General features: G+C 72.9%; 15 protein-coding genes. 1 reads left to right on the forward strand and 14 read right to left on the reverse strand.

All coding sequences use genetic code 11. From position 1 onward, the window contains the following. Positions 1 to 19: 19 nt before the first annotated feature. From ABZ321_RS10355 to ABZ321_RS10370, 4 genes are all read right to left on the reverse strand, one after another. Entirely contained in the window at positions 20 to 682 is a 663-nt protein-coding gene (locus tag ABZ321_RS10355; protein WP_354890751.1) for an ATP-binding cassette domain-containing protein, read from the reverse strand. Further along, positions 679 to 1,362, reverse strand: coding sequence for an ABC transporter ATP-binding protein (locus tag ABZ321_RS10360; protein WP_354890752.1), 684 nt, complete (start codon positions 1,360 to 1,362; stop codon positions 679 to 681). Before ABZ321_RS10360 ends, ABZ321_RS10355 begins: the two co-directional genes overlap by 4 nt. Then, entirely contained in the window at positions 1,349 to 4,003 is a 2,655-nt protein-coding gene (locus tag ABZ321_RS10365) for a hypothetical protein (RefSeq protein ID WP_354890753.1), read from the reverse strand. The genes ABZ321_RS10360 and ABZ321_RS10365 overlap by 14 nt, the downstream gene beginning before the upstream one ends. A gap of 117 nt (positions 4,004 to 4,120) precedes the next feature. Further along, positions 4,121 to 5,323, reverse strand: a complete 1,203-nt coding sequence (locus tag ABZ321_RS10370; RefSeq protein WP_354890754.1) for an FAD-dependent monooxygenase — start codon at positions 5,321 to 5,323, stop codon at positions 4,121 to 4,123. Positions 5,324 to 5,539: 216 nt separating this feature from the next. Between ABZ321_RS10370 and ABZ321_RS10375 the strand changes: the two genes are divergently transcribed. Beyond that, a complete protein-coding gene (locus tag ABZ321_RS10375) occupies positions 5,540 to 6,877 on the forward strand; it encodes a hypothetical protein (RefSeq protein WP_354890755.1) in 1,338 nt (445 codons plus the stop codon). Between the two features lie 135 nt (positions 6,878 to 7,012). Here ABZ321_RS10375 and ABZ321_RS10380 read toward each other — a convergent pair whose 3' ends face one another. The 10 genes from ABZ321_RS10380 to ABZ321_RS10425 all read right to left on the reverse strand — a co-directional run bounded on the left by ABZ321_RS10380 (position 7,013) and on the right by ABZ321_RS10425 (position 19,336). Continuing rightward, a complete protein-coding gene (locus ABZ321_RS10380; RefSeq protein WP_354890756.1) occupies positions 7,013 to 7,477 on the reverse strand; it encodes a hypothetical protein in 465 nt (154 codons plus the stop codon). Positions 7,478 to 7,502: 25 nt separating this feature from the next. After that, complete coding sequence (locus tag ABZ321_RS10385) at positions 7,503 to 10,154, reverse strand: discoidin domain-containing protein (protein WP_354890757.1); 2,652 nt, start codon at positions 10,152 to 10,154, stop codon at positions 7,503 to 7,505. A gap of 403 nt (positions 10,155 to 10,557) precedes the next feature. Next, positions 10,558 to 12,102: an AMP-binding protein gene (locus tag ABZ321_RS10390; RefSeq protein ID WP_354890758.1), complete on the reverse strand. Its 1,545-nt coding sequence runs from the start codon at positions 12,100 to 12,102 to the stop codon at positions 10,558 to 10,560. Then, positions 12,099 to 13,610 (reverse strand): AMP-binding protein, encoded by a 1,512-nt coding sequence (locus tag ABZ321_RS10395; protein WP_354890759.1) that lies wholly within the window; start codon positions 13,608 to 13,610, stop codon positions 12,099 to 12,101. Before ABZ321_RS10395 ends, ABZ321_RS10390 begins: the two co-directional genes overlap by 4 nt. Continuing rightward, complete coding sequence (locus ABZ321_RS10400) at positions 13,610 to 14,104, reverse strand: VOC family protein (protein WP_344504976.1); 495 nt, start codon at positions 14,102 to 14,104, stop codon at positions 13,610 to 13,612. The genes ABZ321_RS10395 and ABZ321_RS10400 overlap by 1 nt, the downstream gene beginning before the upstream one ends. A gap of 7 nt (positions 14,105 to 14,111) precedes the next feature. Further along, positions 14,112 to 15,014 carry an SDR family NAD(P)-dependent oxidoreductase gene (locus ABZ321_RS10405; protein WP_354890760.1) on the reverse strand — a complete coding sequence of 301 codons (903 nt, stop codon included), beginning with the start codon at positions 15,012 to 15,014 and terminating at the stop codon, positions 14,112 to 14,114. Next, positions 15,011 to 16,195, reverse strand: coding sequence for an acetyl-CoA acetyltransferase (locus tag ABZ321_RS10410; RefSeq protein ID WP_354890761.1), 1,185 nt, complete (start codon positions 16,193 to 16,195; stop codon positions 15,011 to 15,013). Before ABZ321_RS10410 ends, ABZ321_RS10405 begins: the two co-directional genes overlap by 4 nt. After that, entirely contained in the window at positions 16,195 to 17,628 is a 1,434-nt protein-coding gene (locus tag ABZ321_RS10415; RefSeq protein ID WP_354890762.1) for a zinc ribbon domain-containing protein, read from the reverse strand. Before ABZ321_RS10415 ends, ABZ321_RS10410 begins: the two co-directional genes overlap by 1 nt. A 32-nt stretch (positions 17,629 to 17,660) precedes the next feature. Continuing rightward, the gene (locus tag ABZ321_RS10420) at positions 17,661 to 18,452 is read right to left on the reverse strand and encodes an ABC transporter ATP-binding protein (protein WP_344504980.1); all 792 of its coding nucleotides are present in this window, start codon (positions 18,450 to 18,452) and stop codon (positions 17,661 to 17,663) included. Continuing rightward, positions 18,449 to 19,336, reverse strand: coding sequence for an ABC transporter permease (locus ABZ321_RS10425; RefSeq protein WP_354890763.1), 888 nt, complete (start codon positions 19,334 to 19,336; stop codon positions 18,449 to 18,451). Before ABZ321_RS10425 ends, ABZ321_RS10420 begins: the two co-directional genes overlap by 4 nt. Between the last annotated feature and the right edge of the window lie 3 nt (positions 19,337 to 19,339).

A 19,339-nucleotide genomic window follows, 5' to 3' on the forward strand; every position in this document is an offset into this window, starting at 1 on the left:
GCCCTTGGCGAAGCCGCCGTCAGCCGCGCGGGGCAGGACTCTCGGCGGCGGGGCGGGTGTCCGCGGCGAGCCGGCCGTCGCGCAGGGTCAGGACTCGGTCGGCACCGGCGATCACCTGCTCGTCGTGGCTGGCGACGACCACGGCGTTGCCCGCGTGGGCGTGTGCCCGCAGCACGTCCAGGAGCAGCTGGACGCGGGCGGGATCCTGGTGTCCGGTCGGCTCGTCGGCCAGCAGTAGCGCGGGCGACAGGCGCAGGGCCCGGGCGAGGGACGCGCGCTGCTGCTCCCCGCCGGACACCTGCGCGGGCAGCCGGTCCGCGAGGTGCGCGAGGTCCAGCGTCCGCAGCAGCTCGTCGGTGTCGGACCCGGTGCGGTCCGACAGCAGCGCGGGCAGCTCGACGTTCTCCCGGATGCTCAGCTCCGGCAGGAGGGCGAGCGACTGCGGCACGAAGCTCGTCTCGTGCCACCGGCTGCCGAGCCGCGTCCGCACCGTGCCGGCGTCCGGCCGCTCGTGCCCGGCCAGGACGCTGATGAGGGTGGTCTTGCCCGAGCCGGACGGGCCCGCCACGACGGTCAGCTCGCCGGCGTGGATCTCCACCGAGACCCCGTCGAGCGCGGTGACCCTTCCCGCGCCCGGGTAGCGGCGCGTGACCGAGTGGGTCGTCACCACCGGCGTCGTCACAGCATCCCCCGTACGACCCGGCCGGCCTGCAGCCGGACCACCCGGTCGGCGCGCTGCCAGACGGCGGGGTCGTGGGTGGCCGCGATGACCGCCACGCCGGCGTCGGCGATGACCCGCAGGGCGGTGACGACCGCGTCGACGTTGCCGTGGTCGAGCTGGCCGGTCGGCTCGTCCGCCACCAGCACCGACGGCGGGCCGACGGCGGCGAACGCGATCGCGACCCGTTGCCGCTCTCCGCCGGACAACTGGTGCGGCAGGTGGTCCGCCCTGCCGGCGATGCCGAGCGGCTCCAGCAGCGCCTCGCCGGTCGCCTCGGGCACGCCGCGGATCTGCGCGGCGAGCCGGACATGCTGGCGGACCGTCAGGTAGGCGAGGAGGTTGTCGCCGGGGTCCTGGCGCACCAGCCCCAGCCGTTCGCGGCGCAGCCGGGCGCGGCCGGCCGCCGGCAGCGTGCCGAGGTCCTGCCCGGCGATCGTGACCGTGCCCTCGTCGGGGCTGTCCATGCCGGTCAGCAGGCGCAGCAGGGTCGACTTGCCGGAGCCCGACGGGCCGATCACCGCGGTGATCATGCCGGCGGGGGCGCTGACGTCCACGTCCACCAGGGCGGGCACCAGGTGGCCGTCGACGCGGTACGAGCGGGAGACCCCGACGCAGCCGGCGCCCTGTTCAGTCGATGTCACCCAGCACCTCCGAGGTCCGGCTGCGGGTGAGCCGCCAGTGGGTCACCGCCGCCACCAGGACGGCGAAGCAGCTGACCGCCGTGAGCAGGCCGGCCAACACCGACCAGGGGAAGGACAGCACGGTGCCCGGCGCCGCGGCCGGGTCGACGTTGAGCTGGTCGCGGACCGTCACGGCGGCGGTGACCGCCAGGCCGAGCCCGGCCGCGCACCCGGCGACGAGGGAGCCCGCGAACTCCGCCAGCAGCAGCCACCCCTGCACCGCGGAGCGCAGCCCCATCAGCCGGAGCATCACGTAGCCGCGCCGCAGCACCCGCAGCCGCGACTCCAGGTACAGCAGGAACCCCACCATCGCCACCGTCGCGGTGAGCAGCGACAGCGCGGACAGGTAGGCGAACGTGTACGTCACCGGCTGGTAGAACGTGCTCGCGTGGCGGTCGTCGGCGACGGAGAACACCGCGACCCGCAGGCCCGCCGCGTCGACGGCCGCGCGGATCGGGGCCGGGTCGCCGCGCACCCACAGCTGCGGCACGGCCCGAGCGAGCGCCTCCTCGCCGAGCGCCGCCCGGTCGACGAGCAGGACCGGATACCCGCCGCGCGGGGCGGGCAGCGCCGCCAGGGACGTGACGTCCAGCTCGACGGGCGCGTCGCCGCCGAACGTCATCGTGGCCGCGCCGTCCGGCACCGGCGCGGACGCGACCGCCGCGAGACCGCCGCCGGGTGGCGCGCGCAGGGCGCGGGTCGCCTCGGCGAGGGTGGTGTCGTCGAGGCGGTCGTCCCAGTACGCATCGCGGGCGAACGTCGCAGGGTCGACCGCCAGCAGCGACACCTGCTGGTCGTCGAGCTGCACGTAGTCCAGGCGCAGCACCGGCGTGGCCCGGCCGGCGAGGGCCGCGGGGACCACACCCGGCTCGGCGAGGGTGATCACCACGTCGCTGCCGGCGCCGAGCCTGGCCTGCGCGGCGAGCGTGGCGCTGACGGTCCCGGTCGCCGTCGCGCCGTAGACGGCCACCGCGACGGGCACCGCGGTGATGAGGGCGAGGGTCACCGCCGCCGCGGCGGAGTGTCGCAGCCGCCGCCGGTACAGCAGCCGCACCGCCGACCGCGCCGCCGTCGTCGTGCGGGTCCGGCGCCTGACGGCCGCCGTCGCCAGGCGCGCGCCGAGGACGCAGAGGCACAGGATCGCCAGCATCGGCACGACGAGCAGCTTCGCCGGGATCTGCACCATGGTCCCGTACTGGCTGCCGAGCCGCACCATGGAGCGGTCGCCGCCGGTCGACCAGTACCCGGCCGCGGCGGCGAGCAGCAGCAGCTCCCACGGCGCCGCGGCCAGCCGGCGCCGGGCACGTGCTTCGGGGCTGGGCACGCCGGTCAGGGGCCGGCAGGCGACGCCCGCGGTCACGCCCAGCACCGCCGTCGCGACGAGGAACCCGGACACCGCGGCGATCAGCGACTGCGCCAGCGCCGCGCCCGACACGTCGCTGCTCGGCCCCACCTGCGTGACCAGGAGCCGGGCCAGGGCCCAGCCGCCCGCGGCGCCGGCGGCGAGGGCGGGCAACGCCTCCAGGGCGGCCTTGACCCCCAGCCAGCGCGCGGTCGCGCCGAACGTGGCGAGGACGACGAGCTCCCGTTCGCGGCGGCGGACCCAGAACGCGCCCGCCGCCATCACGACCGACAGGCCGACCAGCAGGCCGCCGGCGCTGATCGGCAGCACCGTCCCGCGCAGCTCCCGCTCGACCAGCGCCGCCCGGCCCGCCAGCGGCGGCAGGGCGGTGCGGTACAGGATCCGGCCGTCGTACGCGGTGGTGCGCAGGCGGTCGTGCATGGCGGTGATGCCGGCGGCGAGCCGGGTCGCCTCGGACGCGGTCAGGTCGATCGTCGCCGGGGCCCGCTCGATGCGCTGGGCGGTCTGGATGTGCGCGCCGCTCGCGACCGCCAGCATGGTCGCCCGGTCGGCGAGGAGCAGGTCGAGCACCGGCACGTCGCTGCCGAGGCCGCCCGCCTGCTGGGCCGGGTCGCCGCGGTACAGCGTCGCGATGCCGCACCAGAACGGGTCGTCGCCGGACCGGTCGCGCAGGTCCCGGTAGATCGCCACGACCGGCACCGCCGTCGGCTGCCAGACCTGCCGCCGGCCGTCGGCGGTCCACGCCTCGACGTTCGGGGAGATCGTGAGGGTGTCCCCGGGCCGCAGCCCGTGCTCGGCCGCGAACCGGTCAGGCAGCCACAGTCCGTGGCCGGGACCGCCGGCGATCCGCTGGACGTGCCCCTCGAAGCCGCTCCGCCCGGCGATGTTGACCCTGTTGTCGCCGACCGCCACCTGCGCGCTGACCAGGGTCACGGCGGGGTCGCCGAGCCCGTCCGCCGCAGCCTGCGCCTCCTGCGTCACCGCCGCCGCCAGCACGGCGGGGTCGACGGCCCGCTCCGGCGCGATCACCTGCGATCCCAGGGCCGCCGGGCACACCGCGGCGCTCCTCGCCCGCAGCGTCGCGCTGCCGGCCGACGACAGGAACAGCGGACCGGCCGCCGCCGGCAGGACCGCCACCGCCGTCGCGACCGCGATCGCGACGGCCACACTGGGCCGCCGCAGCAGCAACAACGGCGCCCGCCGCCACGGCGCCAGCGACAGCCACCCGCCACGAGCCATCCCGCGCATCCATCCTCCGGCCCGCAACGTACATGACCATCGGAGAGATAGACCCGCACCACCCGCTCAAGGTTGCCCCGCCCCACCGTCCGTGCGGCGCCGCGCGGAGACGGCCGCTCAGCCTTCGATGAGCGTCGCGATCCGGCGCGCGGTGGCGCGGTCCTGCATCAGCCCGCCGAGCACGTCGCGCAGTGCCTCGCCGGTCTCGTCGCCGGCTTCGAGCGCGACCTGCAGGCGCGTGAGCGCGAGGGTGCGTCGCGCGGCGGGGTGCCGCTCCGACTGGTAGGCATCGAGCTGGGTCTGCGGCGCTGCGCCGCGCAGTACCGCGGCGAGGGTCTTGCCGAGGGCGACGGCGTCGAGCAGGCCGGCGTTGATGGCGGAGCCGCCGGCGCTGAAGATGTGCGCGGCGTCGCCGGCGAGGAAGACCCTGCCGTCGCGGTACCGTTCCGCGTGCCGGCTGTTCGCGACGACGCTCCTCGCGGCAGAGGCCGTCGTGTACGGCAGATCGGCACCCAGGACGCGGCGAAGGCTCGCCCGCAGCTCGTCGTCGCTCAGCTCATTGGTCGGCTCGCTGTCACCGCGCGGTTCGTGCGTGCTGACGATGTACAGGTCATCCGGGGCAGCGCGGTCGAGCACATCGGCGGGGGCAATGGTGATCGACCCGTGTGCGGTCCGGTTGGGCTGGAAGGGCACGAGCCGGCCGATGCCGCGCAGGTGGATGCGATCGCCGACCCGGGCCACGGCTCCCGCCGGGATGGTGACCCGGGCCAGCCGGGAGATGTTGGTGCTCGTGCTGCCGGGGAAGCCGATGCCGAGGCTCTTGCGCACAAAGCTGTGTGCGCCGTCGCAACCTACGAGGTACCGGGCGCGCAGCTCGACGGACGAGCCTTCGGCGGTGGCCTGGACGGTCACCCCGTTGCCGTCCTGCTCGAACCCGGTGACCTCGTGCCCACGCAATACTGTGGCACCGAGGCGCACGGCGCGCTCCGCCAGCAGGCTCTCCAGGCGGTGCTGTGGCACCGGGAGCACGTGCAGCGGACCGCGCAGCAGGCCGAGCTCGAGGGTGAGCGGGCCGAAGCGAAACCGCGGTGGCCGCACCACCCGCAGCCCGGTGCCCCGCAGGAGCTTGCGCCGCCGCAACTCCAGCGCGGCCCGACCGACAACGCCGTTCCCTTTCGGGATCTGGACCGGCTCGGCGATGCGGTCGAGAACGACCGCACGGACGCCTGCACCGGCAAGGTCACCGGCGAGCAGCAGCCCCGTCGGCCCGGCCCCGACAACGACCACGTCAAGCACCGATGCGTCAGCCAGGATCGACATGCCTGTCAACCTAACTTGACACACGAGCCTCTGTCAACCTTGGTTGACAGGACTGGGCGGCCACGCGGTCGACGTCAATCGTCGACCAGCCACTCGATCGTTCCGCCGGGACTGCCAGCCGGACTGATCGGCTTCGCTCGGCCGCGGCACGGTCCCCGTTCCACGCCACGGCACCGCTGCATCCTTGACGGAAGGCGCGAGGTTAGGGTGCCTCCCATGGACGCTGCCAGGTCCCCATGGGATGGGCTGCCGCAATCGGTCGTGCGGCTGCTCGCGGAGCACGGACATCTGGACCTGCTGCGCCGCGAGGCTGACGACGGCGACTACGAATGCGCCGAAATGCTGGCACGGCTGCTGCGGGCCCGCGGCGAGCCGCCGGCGGCAGCCCTGACGTTGCTGCGGCCCTTCGTCGGTACGGACTGGGCAGCGCGGGTCGTGGACGACTACGCCGGGTACCTCGCGGAGTCCGGCGACGTCGACGCGGCGATGGTGATGCTGCGCCCGTACGCCGACGAGGGCCATCCCGAGGCCGTGGAACGCCTCGGGACGCTGCTGATCCAACAGGGCCGTGCCGACGACGTGCTCGCCATGCTGCGGCAGGGCCTCGTTGACTACATGTACCCGATCGACGTGCCGGTCGAACTGACCCGCGGCCTGGGCCGCGACGACGAGGTGATCGAGCTGCTGCGGTCGCGGATCGACGCCGGGCGGCTCGGCCTGGAGAGCCTGCTGGCGTCCGTGCTGGAACGCGGCGGCCGGCTGGAGGAGGCGATTGCCGCGCTGTCCGACGGCCTTCGCCGCGAAGGGCCGTACAACATCGCGGACGCCGAACACCTGGCCGATCTGCTCGCCCGTCACGACCCCGCGGCGCTCGCGCAGTTCGCCGCCGGTGACGACCGCAGCGGACGTAGGTACGGCGCGCATCGACTCGCTCGCTGGCACGAGGAACAGGGCCGCATCGACAACGCGGTGGCGGTGCTGGCGCCCCGCGCCGCACGGGTGCGCCGCACTCACGAGCAGCACGGCCTGCCCCACTACGCCGCGGCGGCGGAACTGGGGCGGGTTGTCCGCCAGGACGAGCCGTGCCTTCTCGCCGACCTGCTGGCCCGGCACGGTCGGGTCGACGAGGCGGTCACCGTGCTGCGGACGGCGGCCGTCGCGAAGCCGGCCGTGCTGCGCCCGCTGTGCGTGCTGCTGATCGAGCACGACCGCCTGGACGAGGCACGGGCCGCTGTGGCCGAGGTCGTCGCCGAGGTCTGGCCGGACCCGGTCAGACTGCGCCTGGAATGGATCGAGGCGTTGGTCGAATGCGGCCGCTACGAGCAGGCGATCGCCGAGCTGCGAGCGGATCCCGAGGCGGGCAGCGGGTACGCCCGCGAACGCCTGGCCGCCCTGCTGACCGACCACGGTCCACCGGACGAGGCCATCGCCATGCTCAGCCCGGCCACCGAAAGATGGTCCCGCATGCTGTTGGCGAAGGCGTTGATCCGCGCGGGCCGAGCCGAGGAGGCGATCGCGGCGACCCGCGCCAGACCGGCGACAGAGCAGGCCTGAGCGCGACTGGGTCCGTGCGGCCTGCGGCGAGCGACGGCTGTTCCGGCCGCTGACGTGTTGATCGACGGCACAGCGCGGAACGTGATCAAGCATCTCGCCATCTTTGCGTGCGCGGCGGGTCGGTGCGTGGGGCGATCAGGTCGGTATCGGGAGTTGTGCTCGTTCGTGGCGGAGTTCTTCGACGGTGGCGGTGTCGTCAGCGGCCAGGATCGGCGCCTGTTGCCCGCCACCCGAAGCCAGGCAGAGCACCCGAGCCCCGGCGAGTGGTTCAAGCCAGTGTCTCGGCACTGGCCGCTGCTCGCTGACGGTCAGTGACCAGTCGCCTCGTCGAGCCGCGGCCACGCGCGCGGAGGAGACGATGTGGGTGTACGGATTGTCGCCACGGTCGACGGCATGGTCCCACGCCTGCCGGTTGAGGTCCTGGACGCGGTCTTGGGCTGTCACCGGGCTCTCCTTCGCAGCGATGACGTCGGGCAAGGGTGGCACGGAAGGCGGCCGGGCCACACCCGATTTCACGTGTACCGAAGGCAGCCGGTTCAACATCGACACCATGGCCGAGCGGCCACCGGTGCGGGTTGCACCGGTGGCCGCCTGGGTCACGTCAGTGTTGCGTTGGGTTGGGGGGTTAGGGGTAGTTCACGACCTGGCGCGGGGTGGTGTTGCCGGCCGGGTTGGGGACGGCGCCGCCGGTGTCGTTGACGACGTTGGCGATGGTGCCGACGTCACCGAGGGAGACCGTGATGACGCTGTGCAGCCGGACGCCGGTCCGGTTGGGCACCTCGAAGCCTCGGTCCACGCGGACGGCGGGGCTGACGTTGAAGTAGCAGTACACGCCGCCGCCCCACAGTTCGTGGTCGGTGACGGTGTCGGCGACCTTGTAGGCGGCGTAACCGTTGCCGCGAGGGCCGATCCAGGCTGCCTGGTTGGGCACGTCGTACGGCTTCTCGTTCTGGAAGAAGATCGTCTTGCCGCGGTTGCCGTTCCAGATCACTTCGTACTTCTGGTAATGCTCGACGAACAGGCCGGTGGCGAGGACGTCGTCGCCGTTCACGAGGAGGCCGGTGTCGCCGGTGTTCACCGTCCAGCCGGTGGGTGCGCCGCCATGGTCGGCCCGCCAGGCCCAGATGTGGTCGATGATCGTGTCATCGCTGTGCACGGCGAGGGTGGTGGTGGCCTTGCCCTGGACGCTGCTGCCGATGCGGAAGAACACGTCCTGGATGCTGATCGGGTTCGCCGCGTGGTCGGTGTGCGCACCGGCCGTGCCGACCGTCATCAGCGTGGGGCTGTTGGTCGTGCCGGCGTCGAAGGTCAGGCCGCTGACCTTGACCCCGTTGACGTCGGCGACGTTCAGCGCCTCGACGCCGCCGACCGGGATCAGGGTCGGGTAGCCGATGCCGGTGACCACCGTGTCGGCCCGGGTGACCCGAATCGTCTGGTCGAGGGAGTAGGTGCCCGGGGTGAAGAACAGGTTCAGGCCCTGGGCGAGGGCGGTGTTGATCCGGGCGGCGCTGTCACCGGGCTTGGCGACGTAGAAGTTCCGCATCGGGATCGAGGTGCCGGGCGTGTTCGGCCAGGTGGCGCCCGCGGAGTTGCGCCGGATGTTCGGCACGAAGACGCGGTACAGGCCGGCACTGTCGACGTACAGGTACGGCTTCTCGCGGGTGACCGGGGTGGTCGCGAGGGTGGTGTGCGGCGGGTTCGGGAACGCGTTGGGCGGGGCGCCCTGCACGCCGGAGTAGACCATGTTCCAGACGCCGCCGTCCCAGCGCTGGATCCGGCTGTCGCGGGTGTACCACTGCTGCTGCGAGCCAGAGGTCACGTAGCCGTCGACGACGGAGTCGGCCAGGTAGCCACCGCTGGAGTAGCCCTGCCCGTTGTCCTGGTTGGACGGGGCCAGGGTCAGGTTGCCCTTGATGTGCACGCGGCGCATCGGGGCGGCCTGGGAGACGGCCCACCGGTTGATGCCGCCCTCCGGCACGATCGACAGGTTCTCCATGCTGCGCCAGAAGTTCTGCGTCGCGTTGGACTCGTCGCCGTAGTTCCAGCCGGAGTCGACGTTGACCGCGCCGTTGATCGTCACGTCGTCGGGGTTGATGCCGAGACCGGCGACCGTGGTGTAGAAGCCGACGTTGGCCCAGACCCGCCCGTACGTGCCGGGCTTGAACAGGAACACGTGGCGCTGGGTGCCGAACTGCGCGGTCGGGCTGCGCAGCTGCGCGTTGAAGGCCGCGTCGACGGCCGCCTGGATGGTCGCCGCCGACGAGGACCCGTCGAAGATCCGCACGTTCGGGCCGAAGTCCGGCGTGTCGGAGGTCGGCAGCGTCGGTCCGCTGGACGACGTCGAGGGCGAGGGCGACGTCGGGTTCGACGGGCCGGAACCGGTGAAGACCTGGAACTCCCACAGCGAGTAGCCGTAGACCGTGGCCCGGGCGGTGCCGTTCACGCGCACGTAGCGACCGGTCGTCGTGGTGACGGCCGGGGTCTGCACGCCACCGGTGCCGGCGGTCGTGCTGTAGATGTTCGTCCAGCTCGTGCCGTTGGTGGACACCTGGATCTGGTAGGCGGTCGCGTACGCGGCCTCCCAGTTCAGCGAGACGCCACAGACGGACACGGCCGAGCCCAGGTCGACCTGGAGCCACTGCGGGTCAGCGGCCGCGCTGGACCAGCGGGTGCCGGTGTTGCCGTCGAACGCGGCCGAGGCCGGGGTACCGGCGTTCTCCGTCGACGACGCGGTGGCCGGCTTGCCCTGGGCCGCGTTGGTGGTGCCGCAGGTGCCGGGGTTGTCAGGGGTACCGCCGAAGACCTGGAACTCCCACAGCGACACGCCCCACTGGGTGGCCTTCGCGGTCGCGTTGACCCGCACGTAGCGGCCGGTGCCGGTGACCGGCAGGCTCTGCTGGCCGCCGGTGCTGGTCGTAGTGGTGTAGACGTTCGTCCAGGTGTTGCCGTCAGCGGAGGTCTGGATCTGGTACGCGGTGGCGTACGCGCCCTCCCAGTTCAGCGCGACCCGGGTGATCGACTGGGAGGAGCCGAGGTCGACCTGGATCCACTGCGGGACGCTGAAGGCGCTGGACCAGCGGGTGCCGGTGTTGCCGTCGGTCGCGGCACTGGCGGGGGTGCCGGCGTTCTCGGTCGACGAGGCGGTCGTCGGCTTGCCCTGCGACAGCAGGGTCTCGGCGGCGTCGGCGTTACGGGTCGTGACGACGGTGATGTAGGTGACCAGGATGGCCGCCACCGCGATCACGATGGCGGCCATGCGCAGGGTGCGCCGGCTCATCGGTGATCGGGATGGGCGTCGATGGCCGGGGGCGGGTTCCGACCACTCCATAGGGGACTCCTTCGTGACGCTCGGGTGTCGGCGGTGTGTCAGGGGTGTGAGAGAGCGCTCTCGCAGACGTCACTTTGAACCAACCCTGGATGGGTGTCAATGCCTCGCGAGGAACGAACGACCCCTGAACACTGCTGCCCCACGCGCAGGCCAGGGCGCCGTAAGGAACGCTGACCAGCGACACCCGCCGCCCGCCCGGCACCTGGGAGCGCTCTCTGAAGCGCTTAGCCAACGACCGGACGCGTCCGGGTTCAATGCGAGCCGAACTGGTCCGCACACCCCCAGGCCGAAGCGCCGGCAGGCCCAGGATCTCCGCCTTCTGCCGGCGAGTCGCCGCGGGAGCTGATGGCTGTCAGTCGTGCGGCAGCGGCTCGTAGGTCCAGTCGGGACGCAGCGTGGGGCGCTGGTCGCGCAGGGTTCGCTTCAGTACCTTGCCGGACGGGTTGGTCGGGAACTCGTCGACGAGGTAGAGCTCCTTCGGGACCTTGAACTTGCCAAGGCGCTGCCGGGCGTGTTCGATGAGCGACTCCGCGGTCAGGCCGGGCCGGCCGATGACGAACGCGACCGGGACCTCCTGCCACTTCGGGTGCGGCGCGCCGATCACCGAGACGGCGAGGACGAGCGGGTGGTCGGCGAGGACGTTCTCGATCTCGGCGCTTGCCATGTTCTCGCCGCCGCTGCGGATCATGTCCTTGAGGCGGTCGCGGATGTACAGGTAGCCGTCGGCGTCGAAGCAGCCGACGTCGCCGGTGTGGAACCAGCCGCCGCGGAACGCGTGCGCGGTGGCCTCCGGGTCGTCGAGGTAGCCGGGGCTCACCTTCGGGCCGCGGGCGACGACCTCGCCGTTCTCCCCCACCGGCACGTCGTTGTCGTCGGCGTCCACGACCCGGACCTGGACCCAAGGCACCGGGATGCCGACGGAGCCCTGCTTGGACTCCATGTGGGCGTGGTCGAGGTACGTGAGGCCGCTGCACGTCTCGGTCAGGCCGTAGCCCTCGATCAGCCGGGCGTTGGGGAACAGTTCCCGCGCCACCGCGTACAGCGCCGAGGTCACCTGCGAGTAGATGAGCCACCGCACCGACGAAAGGTCCGCGGGCGTGTCCGAGCGGCGCACCATGTCGAGCATCGTGGCGGCCATGACCATGCCGGTGATGCGCTCGGCCTCGATGGCCTGCCGCACCGCGGCGGGGTCGAAGCGGCGTTGCAGCACCATGCAGCCGCCGACGTGCCAGATGCCGTAGCCGGGCAGGTCGGTGCCGCCGACGTGGTACAGCGGCGCGAAGTTGAGGATCCGGTCGGTCGGGCGAAGGCCGAGCTCGACGATCTGGGCGTGCATGTTCATGTTCACGTTGCCGTGGGTGAGCATGACACCCTTGGGCAGGCTCGTCGTGCCGGACGTGTAGATGATGCGCTGCAGGGCATCGTCGGCCAGCTCGGCGTCGGCGACCCGTGCGCCGCGGTGCGCCTCGACGAGTGCCCGCAGGTCGACCCACCCGTCGATCGGCTCCAGCGCGAGCTTCCGCACGCCGGGCAGGTCGGTGATCGCGGCGGCGGTCAGCTCGGCGAACTCCGGCACGGTCGCGACCGACTGCACCCGGGCGTGGCCGAGCAGCTGGGCGAGCTCGCCCGCGGTGAGCCGGTAGTTGAGCGGGACGAACACGGCGCCGAGCTTCGACAGGGCGAGGGACAGGATGAGGAACTCGGGCACGTTGTTGGCCACGATCGCGACCCGGCTGCCGTGCCCGACGCCCTCGGCGGTCAGGCCCGCGGCGAGGGCGTTGACGTCCTCGTTCAGCTGCCGGTGGGTCCACCGCCGGCCCTCGAAGACGAGCGCGTCGGCGTCGCCGAACCGCAGCGCGTTGCCGCCCAGCATCGCGGCGATGTTCGCGGTCGTCACGCCGACCTCAGCTCGCGCTTGAGGACCTTGCCGGAGTCGTTGCGCGGCAGCGACTCCACCACGTCGACGTACTTGGGCACCTTGAACCCGGCGAGGTTGGCGCGGCAGTGCTCGCGGATGTCGGCGCCGGTGGCCGCGGCGCCGTCGCGGAGGATGACGAACGCCTTCGGCACCTCGTCCCACTGCGGGTCGGGGACGCCGATGACGGCGACCTCGGCGACGTCCGGGTGCTGCGCGATGACCCGCTCGATCTCGGCGCCGGCGACGTTCTCCCCGCCGGACTTGATGAGGTCGGTGCGCCGGTCGACGAACCACAGGTAGCCGTCCTCGTCGATCCGGCCGACGTCGCCGGTCAGGAACCAGCCGTCGCGGCGGGTGCGCCGGTTGGTCTCCTCATCGTTCCAGTACCCGGGTGAGATCTTCGCGCCACGGATGATGATCTCCCCTTCGGTGCCGGGCGGGACCTGCCGGAACTGCTCGTCGACGATCCTGATGTGCACGCCGGGGAACGGGGCGCCGAGCGCGCCCATCTTGCTCTCCTCGTGCGCGGCGTCCATGTAGCAGACGCCGTTGCACAGTTCGGTCATCCCGAACGTGTCGATGAGCCGGACGTGCGGCAGGCGCCGCTTCACGTCCCGCCGCACGGTGGGCGCGACCCCGGCGAACAGCAGGTACCGCAGCGCCGACAGGTCCGGCGGCTCCGGCAGGTCGAGCAGGCCGAACAGGATCTGCGCGGCGAGGACCATGCCGGTGATGCGTTCCCCGGTCGCGATCCGGGCGATGTCGGCGGCCTTGAACGTCGGCGTGAGCACCATCGTCGCGCCGGCGGTGAAGATCGCCAGCCCGGGTGCTTCCAGCCCGCTGACGTGGAAGAGCGGCGCCGAGATCAGGATCCGGTCGTGCTGGGTCAGCTCCAGTTCGAGGACCTGGGCGAGGTGGTTGGCGGTGAGGTTCCCGCAGGTGTGGATGACGCCCTTCGGGTGTGCGGTGGTGCCGGAGGTGTACAGCAGCCGGTGGATGTCCTCGGGTGCCTTCTCCGCGTCGGGGACCCGGACCCCGGCCGGCTGCCGGTCGAGGAGCGCGGACAGCGGCTGCGCGTCGCCGACCACCTGCGCGCCGTTGGCGACCGCGGTCGCGATCCCGGTCTTGGCGCAGAGCTCCGCGGCGGTGTCGGCGAAGTCGTCGTCGTAGAGCAGGCAGGTGATGCCGGCCTGGTTGATGACGTAGGCCTGCTCGGTGACGTGCAGCCGCCAGTTCAGCGGCACCGAGATCGCACCGATCCGGGCGAGGGCGAGCAGCTCCAGGACGTAGGTGGCGGTGTTGCGGCCGAGCACCCCGACCAGGTCCGAAGCACCGATGCCGGCGGACAGCAGGGCCGCGGCGTGCCGGTCGACGTCGGCGTCGAGCTGGGCGTAGGTCCAGCGGTCGGCGCCGTCGACGAGGGCTTCCCGGTCCGCGCGCCGCAGCGCCTGCAGCCGTAGGGTCTCGGCGAAGTTCGCGGCGCCCATCAGTTCGCGGTGCCGTTCCGGTACGCCAGGATCTCCTCCCGGCTGGGCAGCGACACGAACTCGAGGAGGTTGCCGTCGAGGTCGCGGGCCGCGAACGCGGTGATGTAGCCGTAGTTCTCCAGCAGCACCCGGTTGGGTTCGCCGAGGCATTCCGCGCCGAGCTCCGTCATCTTCCGGTGCAGGTCGCCGATCTCCTCGACGGGCACCTCGAAGCTGAGCAGGAACGTGCCGAGCTCCAGGTGCCCGCCGGTCGCGGTCCGGGTCTTGGTGCCGTTCCACTCGATGAGCTCGAGCTGCCCGATCTTGCTGGGGCCCTGCATGTACTGCACCTTGCCGGTGGTGCCGGGCGGCAGGCCGAGGGACACCTCGATCCCCGGCCCGCCGACGTCGCTGCGCAGGGTCCTGCGGTAGCCGAGGGCCTTCTCGTAGAAGTCGGCGGCCCGGTCCACGTCGGACACGGTCATGGCCACGTGATGCACTTCGCTGACCGGCATCAATCGCTCACTTTCCGGAAAGTACCTGCTGGATCAGTTCGACCTCGTCGGCGCCGCTGTCCGGGACGATGAAGCCGTCCAGGGAGCAGATCTCGTCGAGGGCGCCGAGGATGTCGTCGGGGGTCGCCGGGGTTTCGCCGCCGTACCAGCCGGGGGTGACGCCCAGGAAGATCCGGCCGACGCGGCCGCCGCCGACGGTGAGGATGTGCCGGGTCAGGGTGCACTGCTCCGAGGCGAGGAACGTGCCGACGGCGGCGACGTGCCGCGGGTCGAACCGGTCGGCGAGCTCGCCGAGCAGGCCGTCGGTCATCCGGGTCGCGGCGGTCGGGGCGATGGTGTTGACCAGGATGCCCCGGCGGGCGCCTTCCAGGGACAGCACCTGCATCAGCCCGGCGAGGCCGGCCTTCGCGGCGCCGTAGTTGGACTGGCCGAAGTTGCCGAGCAGCCCGGAGGACGAGCTGGTGAGCACGACCCGGCCGTACCCTTGCGCCGCCATGATCGGCCAGGCGGGGCGCAGCACGTTGAACGCGCCGGTGAGGTGCACGTCGAGGACGGCCTGCACGTCGTCGTCGGTGAGCTTCGCCAGGGTCCGGTCGCGCAGGATGCCGGCGTTGTGGATGACGGCGTCGACCGTGCCGTACGCGTCGACGGCGGTCCGCACCAGGGCCGCGCCGCCCGCCGGTGTCGCGACGGAGTCCGTGGACGCGGTCGCGGTGCCGCCCGCCGCGCGGATCTCCTCGACGACCTTGTCCGCCGCGCCGCCGGTGCCCGTACCGTCGACGCCGCCGCCAAGGTCGTTGACGACGACGGACGCGCCGTGCGCCGCGAGGGACAGGGCGTGCGCCCGGCCGATGCCGTTGCCCGCGCCGGTGACGATCACGACCCGCCCGTCCAGCTTCACGGCGCTCATCGCTCACTGCCCAGGACGGCGACGAACGCGACGCAGGAGCCGGGCTGGCCGCCGAGGTTCTGGGCGACGGCGAGCTTCGCGCCGGGGACCTGCCGGGCCCCGGCCTCGCCCCGCAGCTGGGTGAAGCACTCGAACATCATCCGCAGGCCGGTCGCGCCGATCGGGTGGCCGAAGGACTTGAGGCCGCCGTCGGTGTTGACCGGCAGCGCGCCGCCGAGGTCGTAGCGGCCGTCGAGCAGGTCCCGCCACGCCTTGCCACGCTCGGAGAACCCGAGGTCCTCCATGAGCACCACCTCCGTCGGGGTGAAGCAGTCGTGCACCTCCGCCAGGGAGATCTGCGCGGCCGGGTCGGTGACGCCCGCCTGCTCGTAGGCCTGGCGGGCGGCGGCGACGACCTCGGGGAAGCTGGTGAAGTCGTAGCCGTCCGACGCCAGGCCCGCACCGGACCCGGCGACGAAGCTCATCCCCTTGAGGTAGATGGGTTTGCTGGTGTACCGGTGTGCGTCCTCGGCCCGCACGATGATGGCGGCGGCGGCACCGTCGGACACGCCGGAGCAGTCCATGACCCCGAGCGGCCCGGCGATGCGCGGGGAGCGCTCGACGGTCTCCGCGGTGACGGCCTTGCGGAACTGGGCGCGTTCGTTGAGGGCGCCGTTCGCGTGGTTCTTCATCGCGACCTTCGTCAGGGCGCTGCGCATGTCGCGGGCGTCGACGCCGTACGCCTCCTGGTAGGCCGGGGCCAGCAGGGAGAACCCGGCGGGTGCGGTCCAGTCGACGTCGGTGCCGTCCGCGGGCGGGTACACCGCCGACAGCCCGGAGTACGAGGAGTCCTTGAGCTTCTCCACGCCGGTCGCCATGACCATGTCGTAGGCGCCGGACGCGACCGCGAACACCGCGTTGCGGAACGCCTCCGACCCGGTGGCGCAGTAGTTCTCGACCCGGGTGACGGGTTTGCCGGTCAGCCGCAGCGGCCGGGCCAGGGTCTGCCCGGACATGCCGGAGCCCTGGGTGCCGACCCAGAACGCGTCGACGTCGTCGAGGGTGACCGACGGCAGCGACCCGACGCACTCCTGCACGGCGTCGACGAGCAGGTCGTCGGCGGAGGAGTGCCAGTGGTCGCGGAACGGGGTGCAGCCCATCGCGACGATCGCGACGTCATGGGTGGTGCGCCTGCTGCCCATCAGTGCGTTCCTTCCGTGTCCTGAGTCGGGTCCTGAGTCGGGTCCGGGGTCGGGGCCGGGCGGAGCTTCCAGAAGTAGTTGTGGATCGCGTCGGTGGTCCACAGCCGGCGGAACGTCGGTGTCATCGCCATGCCGACGGTGACGTCGCCGGGCGGGACGTCGGTGGCGTAGGCGCTGAGCCGGCCGCCGCCGTCGACGTCGGCGATGACGACGGCGACCTCCGGCTCCGGCATCGTGGTCAGGTGGTCGCGGGTCACGGAGACGACCCGGGCGGTCCGGTCCCGCAGCGACACCTTCGCCTCGCCGGCCCCGGCGATGCCGCAGGCGGCGCAGACCCGGCCCGGCGGGGTGGTGACCCGGCCGCAGGCGCCGCACTGGCTGCCCTCGAGGCGGTACTTCCAGCCGGCCCGGCGGTGCATCGGCGGCGCCGCCGGGGCCGGTGCCGCGGGGCGGGCCGGGCCCTGCACGTCCAGCAGCCCGCGCCAGCGCAGGTACCGGCCGTAGCCGAGGATCTGCCGGGCGGCGAGCTGGTCGCGCACCGACGGGCCGCTGCGGGCGTCGCGGACCCCGTCGCCGGCGCGGAACACGAACGCGTCGGCGCCCTCGGTCGCGGACAGCAGCAGGATCGTCTGTCCCGGCTCGGCGTCGTCGAGCGCGGCGGCGAGCAGCAGCCCCGGGTGGGCGGCGCCGGTGAACCCGGTGGCCCGTTCCAGGGCGGCGTCCTGCTGGGAGGGCACCGTGCCGCGCAGCGCCCGGCGCAGGGCGGCCGCCGCCCGCGGGTTGGAGGAGGAGACGACGACGTGGTCGACGGCGTCCAGGGCCGCCTCGGCGAGGGCGCGGCGGGCCGCGTCGAGGCCGGCGGCGGCGAGGATCTCGGCGGTGAACCGCTCGTCCCAGACCCGGTCGTGGCGTTCGCCGGGCAGCCGCCACCGTTCGAGGATCTCGGTGGTGTGCCCGGCGCGGGCCAGCAGCACCGCGGCGTGCCCGGCGCCGCCGGCGAACGCGGCCGCGGCGTCGCCCTGGGCGAGCTCGTCGGGAGCGCCGGGGCGGGTGGTGCGCAGGTCGGCGGCGGCGGCGACGGCACCGGCCCGGACCACCAGGTCGAGGGCGGCCGCGCCGGAGCGGTGCCCGCGCAGGTCGACGGCGCTGACGCCGGGGTCGAGCCCGAGCGCCTCGTGCACGATCCCGGCGGAGGTCTTCGCCTCGTAGGGTGCGCTGGTGGTGGCGAGCAGCAGGTGCCGGCCGGCCGGGGTGGCGGCCGCGAGGTGCCGCAGCGCCTCGACGGCCATCGTGATCACGTCCTCGTCGTAGCCGGCGACGCTGCGGGCCGGGCCCTTGGCCGGGGCGGGCCCGCCGGCCGGGTCGAGGCGGTTGTCGGTGAGCACGTAGGCGGGCAGGTAGGCCGCGTACGCGTCGATACCCTGGTCAGTCAAGGAACGCTCCACAGAGGTCGGGTCCACAGCGGTCAGGTCCACGAGGGGATGGCGGCGAGCAGCCGGCGGGTGTAGTCCTGCCGCGGCCGGTCCAGCACGTCCTCGACGCCGCCCTGCTCGACCACCTGGCCGCGGCTCATCACCGCGATCCGGTCGCAGAGGTCGCTGGCGAGCATCAGGTCGTGGGTGACGAACAGCAGGCCGATGCCGAGCTCGTCGACCAGGGTCCGGAACAGCGCGACGACCTTGGTCTGGGTGGTGACGTCGAGCGCGGTGGTGCACTCGTCGGCGATGACGAGCGCCGGGCGGGTGACGACGGCGAGGCCGATCGCGACCCGCTGGCGCAGCCCGCCGGACAGCTGGTGGGGGTAGCTGTCCAGGACCCGGGCCGGGTCGCTGATCCGCATCTGTTCGAGGACCTCGACGGAGCGCCGCTCGACGTCGGCCTTGCCGATGTCGCGGACGTGCCGGCGCAGCACCTCGCCGAGGTGGGTGCGGACCTTCATCAGCGGGTTCAGCGACCGGGACGCATCCTGGAAGACCATGCCGACGGCGGTGCCGCGGATCCGGTCCGTGCGGTCGACGCCGGGGGCGACCACCACGTCGCCGGCCAGTTCGACGGTGCCGGCCTCGACGGTGACGTTGCGTTCGAGCAGGCCGACGACGGACCGGGCGAGGGTGGTCTTGCCGCTGCCGGACTCGCCGACGACGCCGACGATCTGGCCGCGGCCCACGTCGAGGTCGACGCCGTCGAGCAGCCTGAGGTGCCCGGCGGTGAGGCGGGCCGAGATGGACAGGCCGGACACGTGCAGCAGGCTGGTCATCGGCGCCTCTTGCGGGGGTCGTAGTGGGTGAGCAGGGCGTCGCCGAGCAGGTTGACCAGCAGCACGAGGACGGTGACCGCGAAGCCGGGGAAGAACGCGATCCACCAGGCCGTGCTCAGCTCGTCCTGGCCGGCCGCCAGCAGCGAGCCCCAGCTGTTCATCGGGGGCACCACGCCGAGGCCGAGGAAGCTGAGCGCGCTCTCGATCAGGATGGCGGTGCCGACCTGGAGGGTGCCGAGCGCGACGATCGTGCCGCCGAGGTTGGGCAGGATGTGCCGGAACACGATGCGCAGCTCCGACGCGCCGGCGGCGCGCAGCCCGAGCACGAACTGGCGTTCCCGGATCGCGAGGGTCGCCGAGCGGGTGACCCGGGCGCAGACGGCCCAGCCGGTGAGCGCCAGGACCAGGAACAGCACCGGCAGGGAGCTGCCCCGGTTCGCGATGATCGCCAGGGCGACGAGGATGAACGGCAGCGCGAGCTGGGCGTCGATGAGCACGGAGATGACCCGGTCGACCCAGCCGCGGAAGTACCCGGCGAGCAGGCCCAGCAGGGTGCCGGGGCCGATCGCGACGACCGCGCCGACCAGGCCGATCATGATGGTCAGCCGGCCCGCCTCGACGAACTGGGTGAGCAGGTCCTGGCCGAGCTTGTCGGTGCCGAGCGGGTGCGACCAGGAGCCGCCGGACAGGAAGCCGGGCGGCTGCCGGGTCGCGTTCAGGTCTTGGCCGGCGGCGGGGAGCAGGCCGGTCAGCGGCAGGACGAACACGGCGACGGCGACCACGGCGATCGGCACCGCCAGCCAGAACGCCGACGTCCGCTTGGACCGGCGGGGCTGCGCAACCGCGCCGTCATTCGTCTTGATCTCCAGCTCAAGCTGGCTCATGCC

The sequence above is a fragment of the Dactylosporangium sp. NPDC006015 genome (assembly GCF_040614215.1).
GTDB lineage: Bacteria > Actinomycetota > Actinomycetes > Mycobacteriales > Micromonosporaceae > Dactylosporangium > Dactylosporangium maewongense.

Bases quoted from the DNA above. Each gene is read 5' to 3' on its own strand.
- ABZ321_RS10420 (WP_344504980.1), bottom strand. From the start codon at position 18,452: ATGACCAGCCTGCTGCACGTGTCCGGCCTGTCCATCTCGGCCCGCCTC.
- ABZ321_RS10385 (WP_354890757.1), bottom strand. From the start codon at position 10,154: ATGAGCCGGCGCACCCTGCGCATGGCCGCCATCGTGATCGCGGTGGCG.
- ABZ321_RS10410 (WP_354890761.1), bottom strand. From the start codon at position 16,195: ATGGGCAGCAGGCGCACCACCCATGACGTCGCGATCGTCGCGATGGGC.
- ABZ321_RS10405 (WP_354890760.1), bottom strand. From the start codon at position 15,014: ATGAGCGCCGTGAAGCTGGACGGGCGGGTCGTGATCGTCACCGGCGCG.
- ABZ321_RS10365 (WP_354890753.1), bottom strand. From the start codon at position 4,003: ATGGCTCGTGGCGGGTGGCTGTCGCTGGCGCCGTGGCGGCGGGCGCCG.
- ABZ321_RS10395 (WP_354890759.1), bottom strand. From the start codon at position 13,610: ATGGGCGCCGCGAACTTCGCCGAGACCCTACGGCTGCAGGCGCTGCGG.
- ABZ321_RS10375 (WP_354890755.1), top strand. From the start codon at position 5,540: ATGGACGCTGCCAGGTCCCCATGGGATGGGCTGCCGCAATCGGTCGTG.
- ABZ321_RS10400 (WP_344504976.1), bottom strand. From the start codon at position 14,104: ATGCCGGTCAGCGAAGTGCATCACGTGGCCATGACCGTGTCCGACGTG.
- ABZ321_RS10425 (WP_354890763.1), bottom strand. From the start codon at position 19,336: ATGAGCCAGCTTGAGCTGGAGATCAAGACGAATGACGGCGCGGTTGCG.
- ABZ321_RS10370 (WP_354890754.1), bottom strand. From the start codon at position 5,323: ATGTCGATCCTGGCTGACGCATCGGTGCTTGACGTGGTCGTTGTCGGG.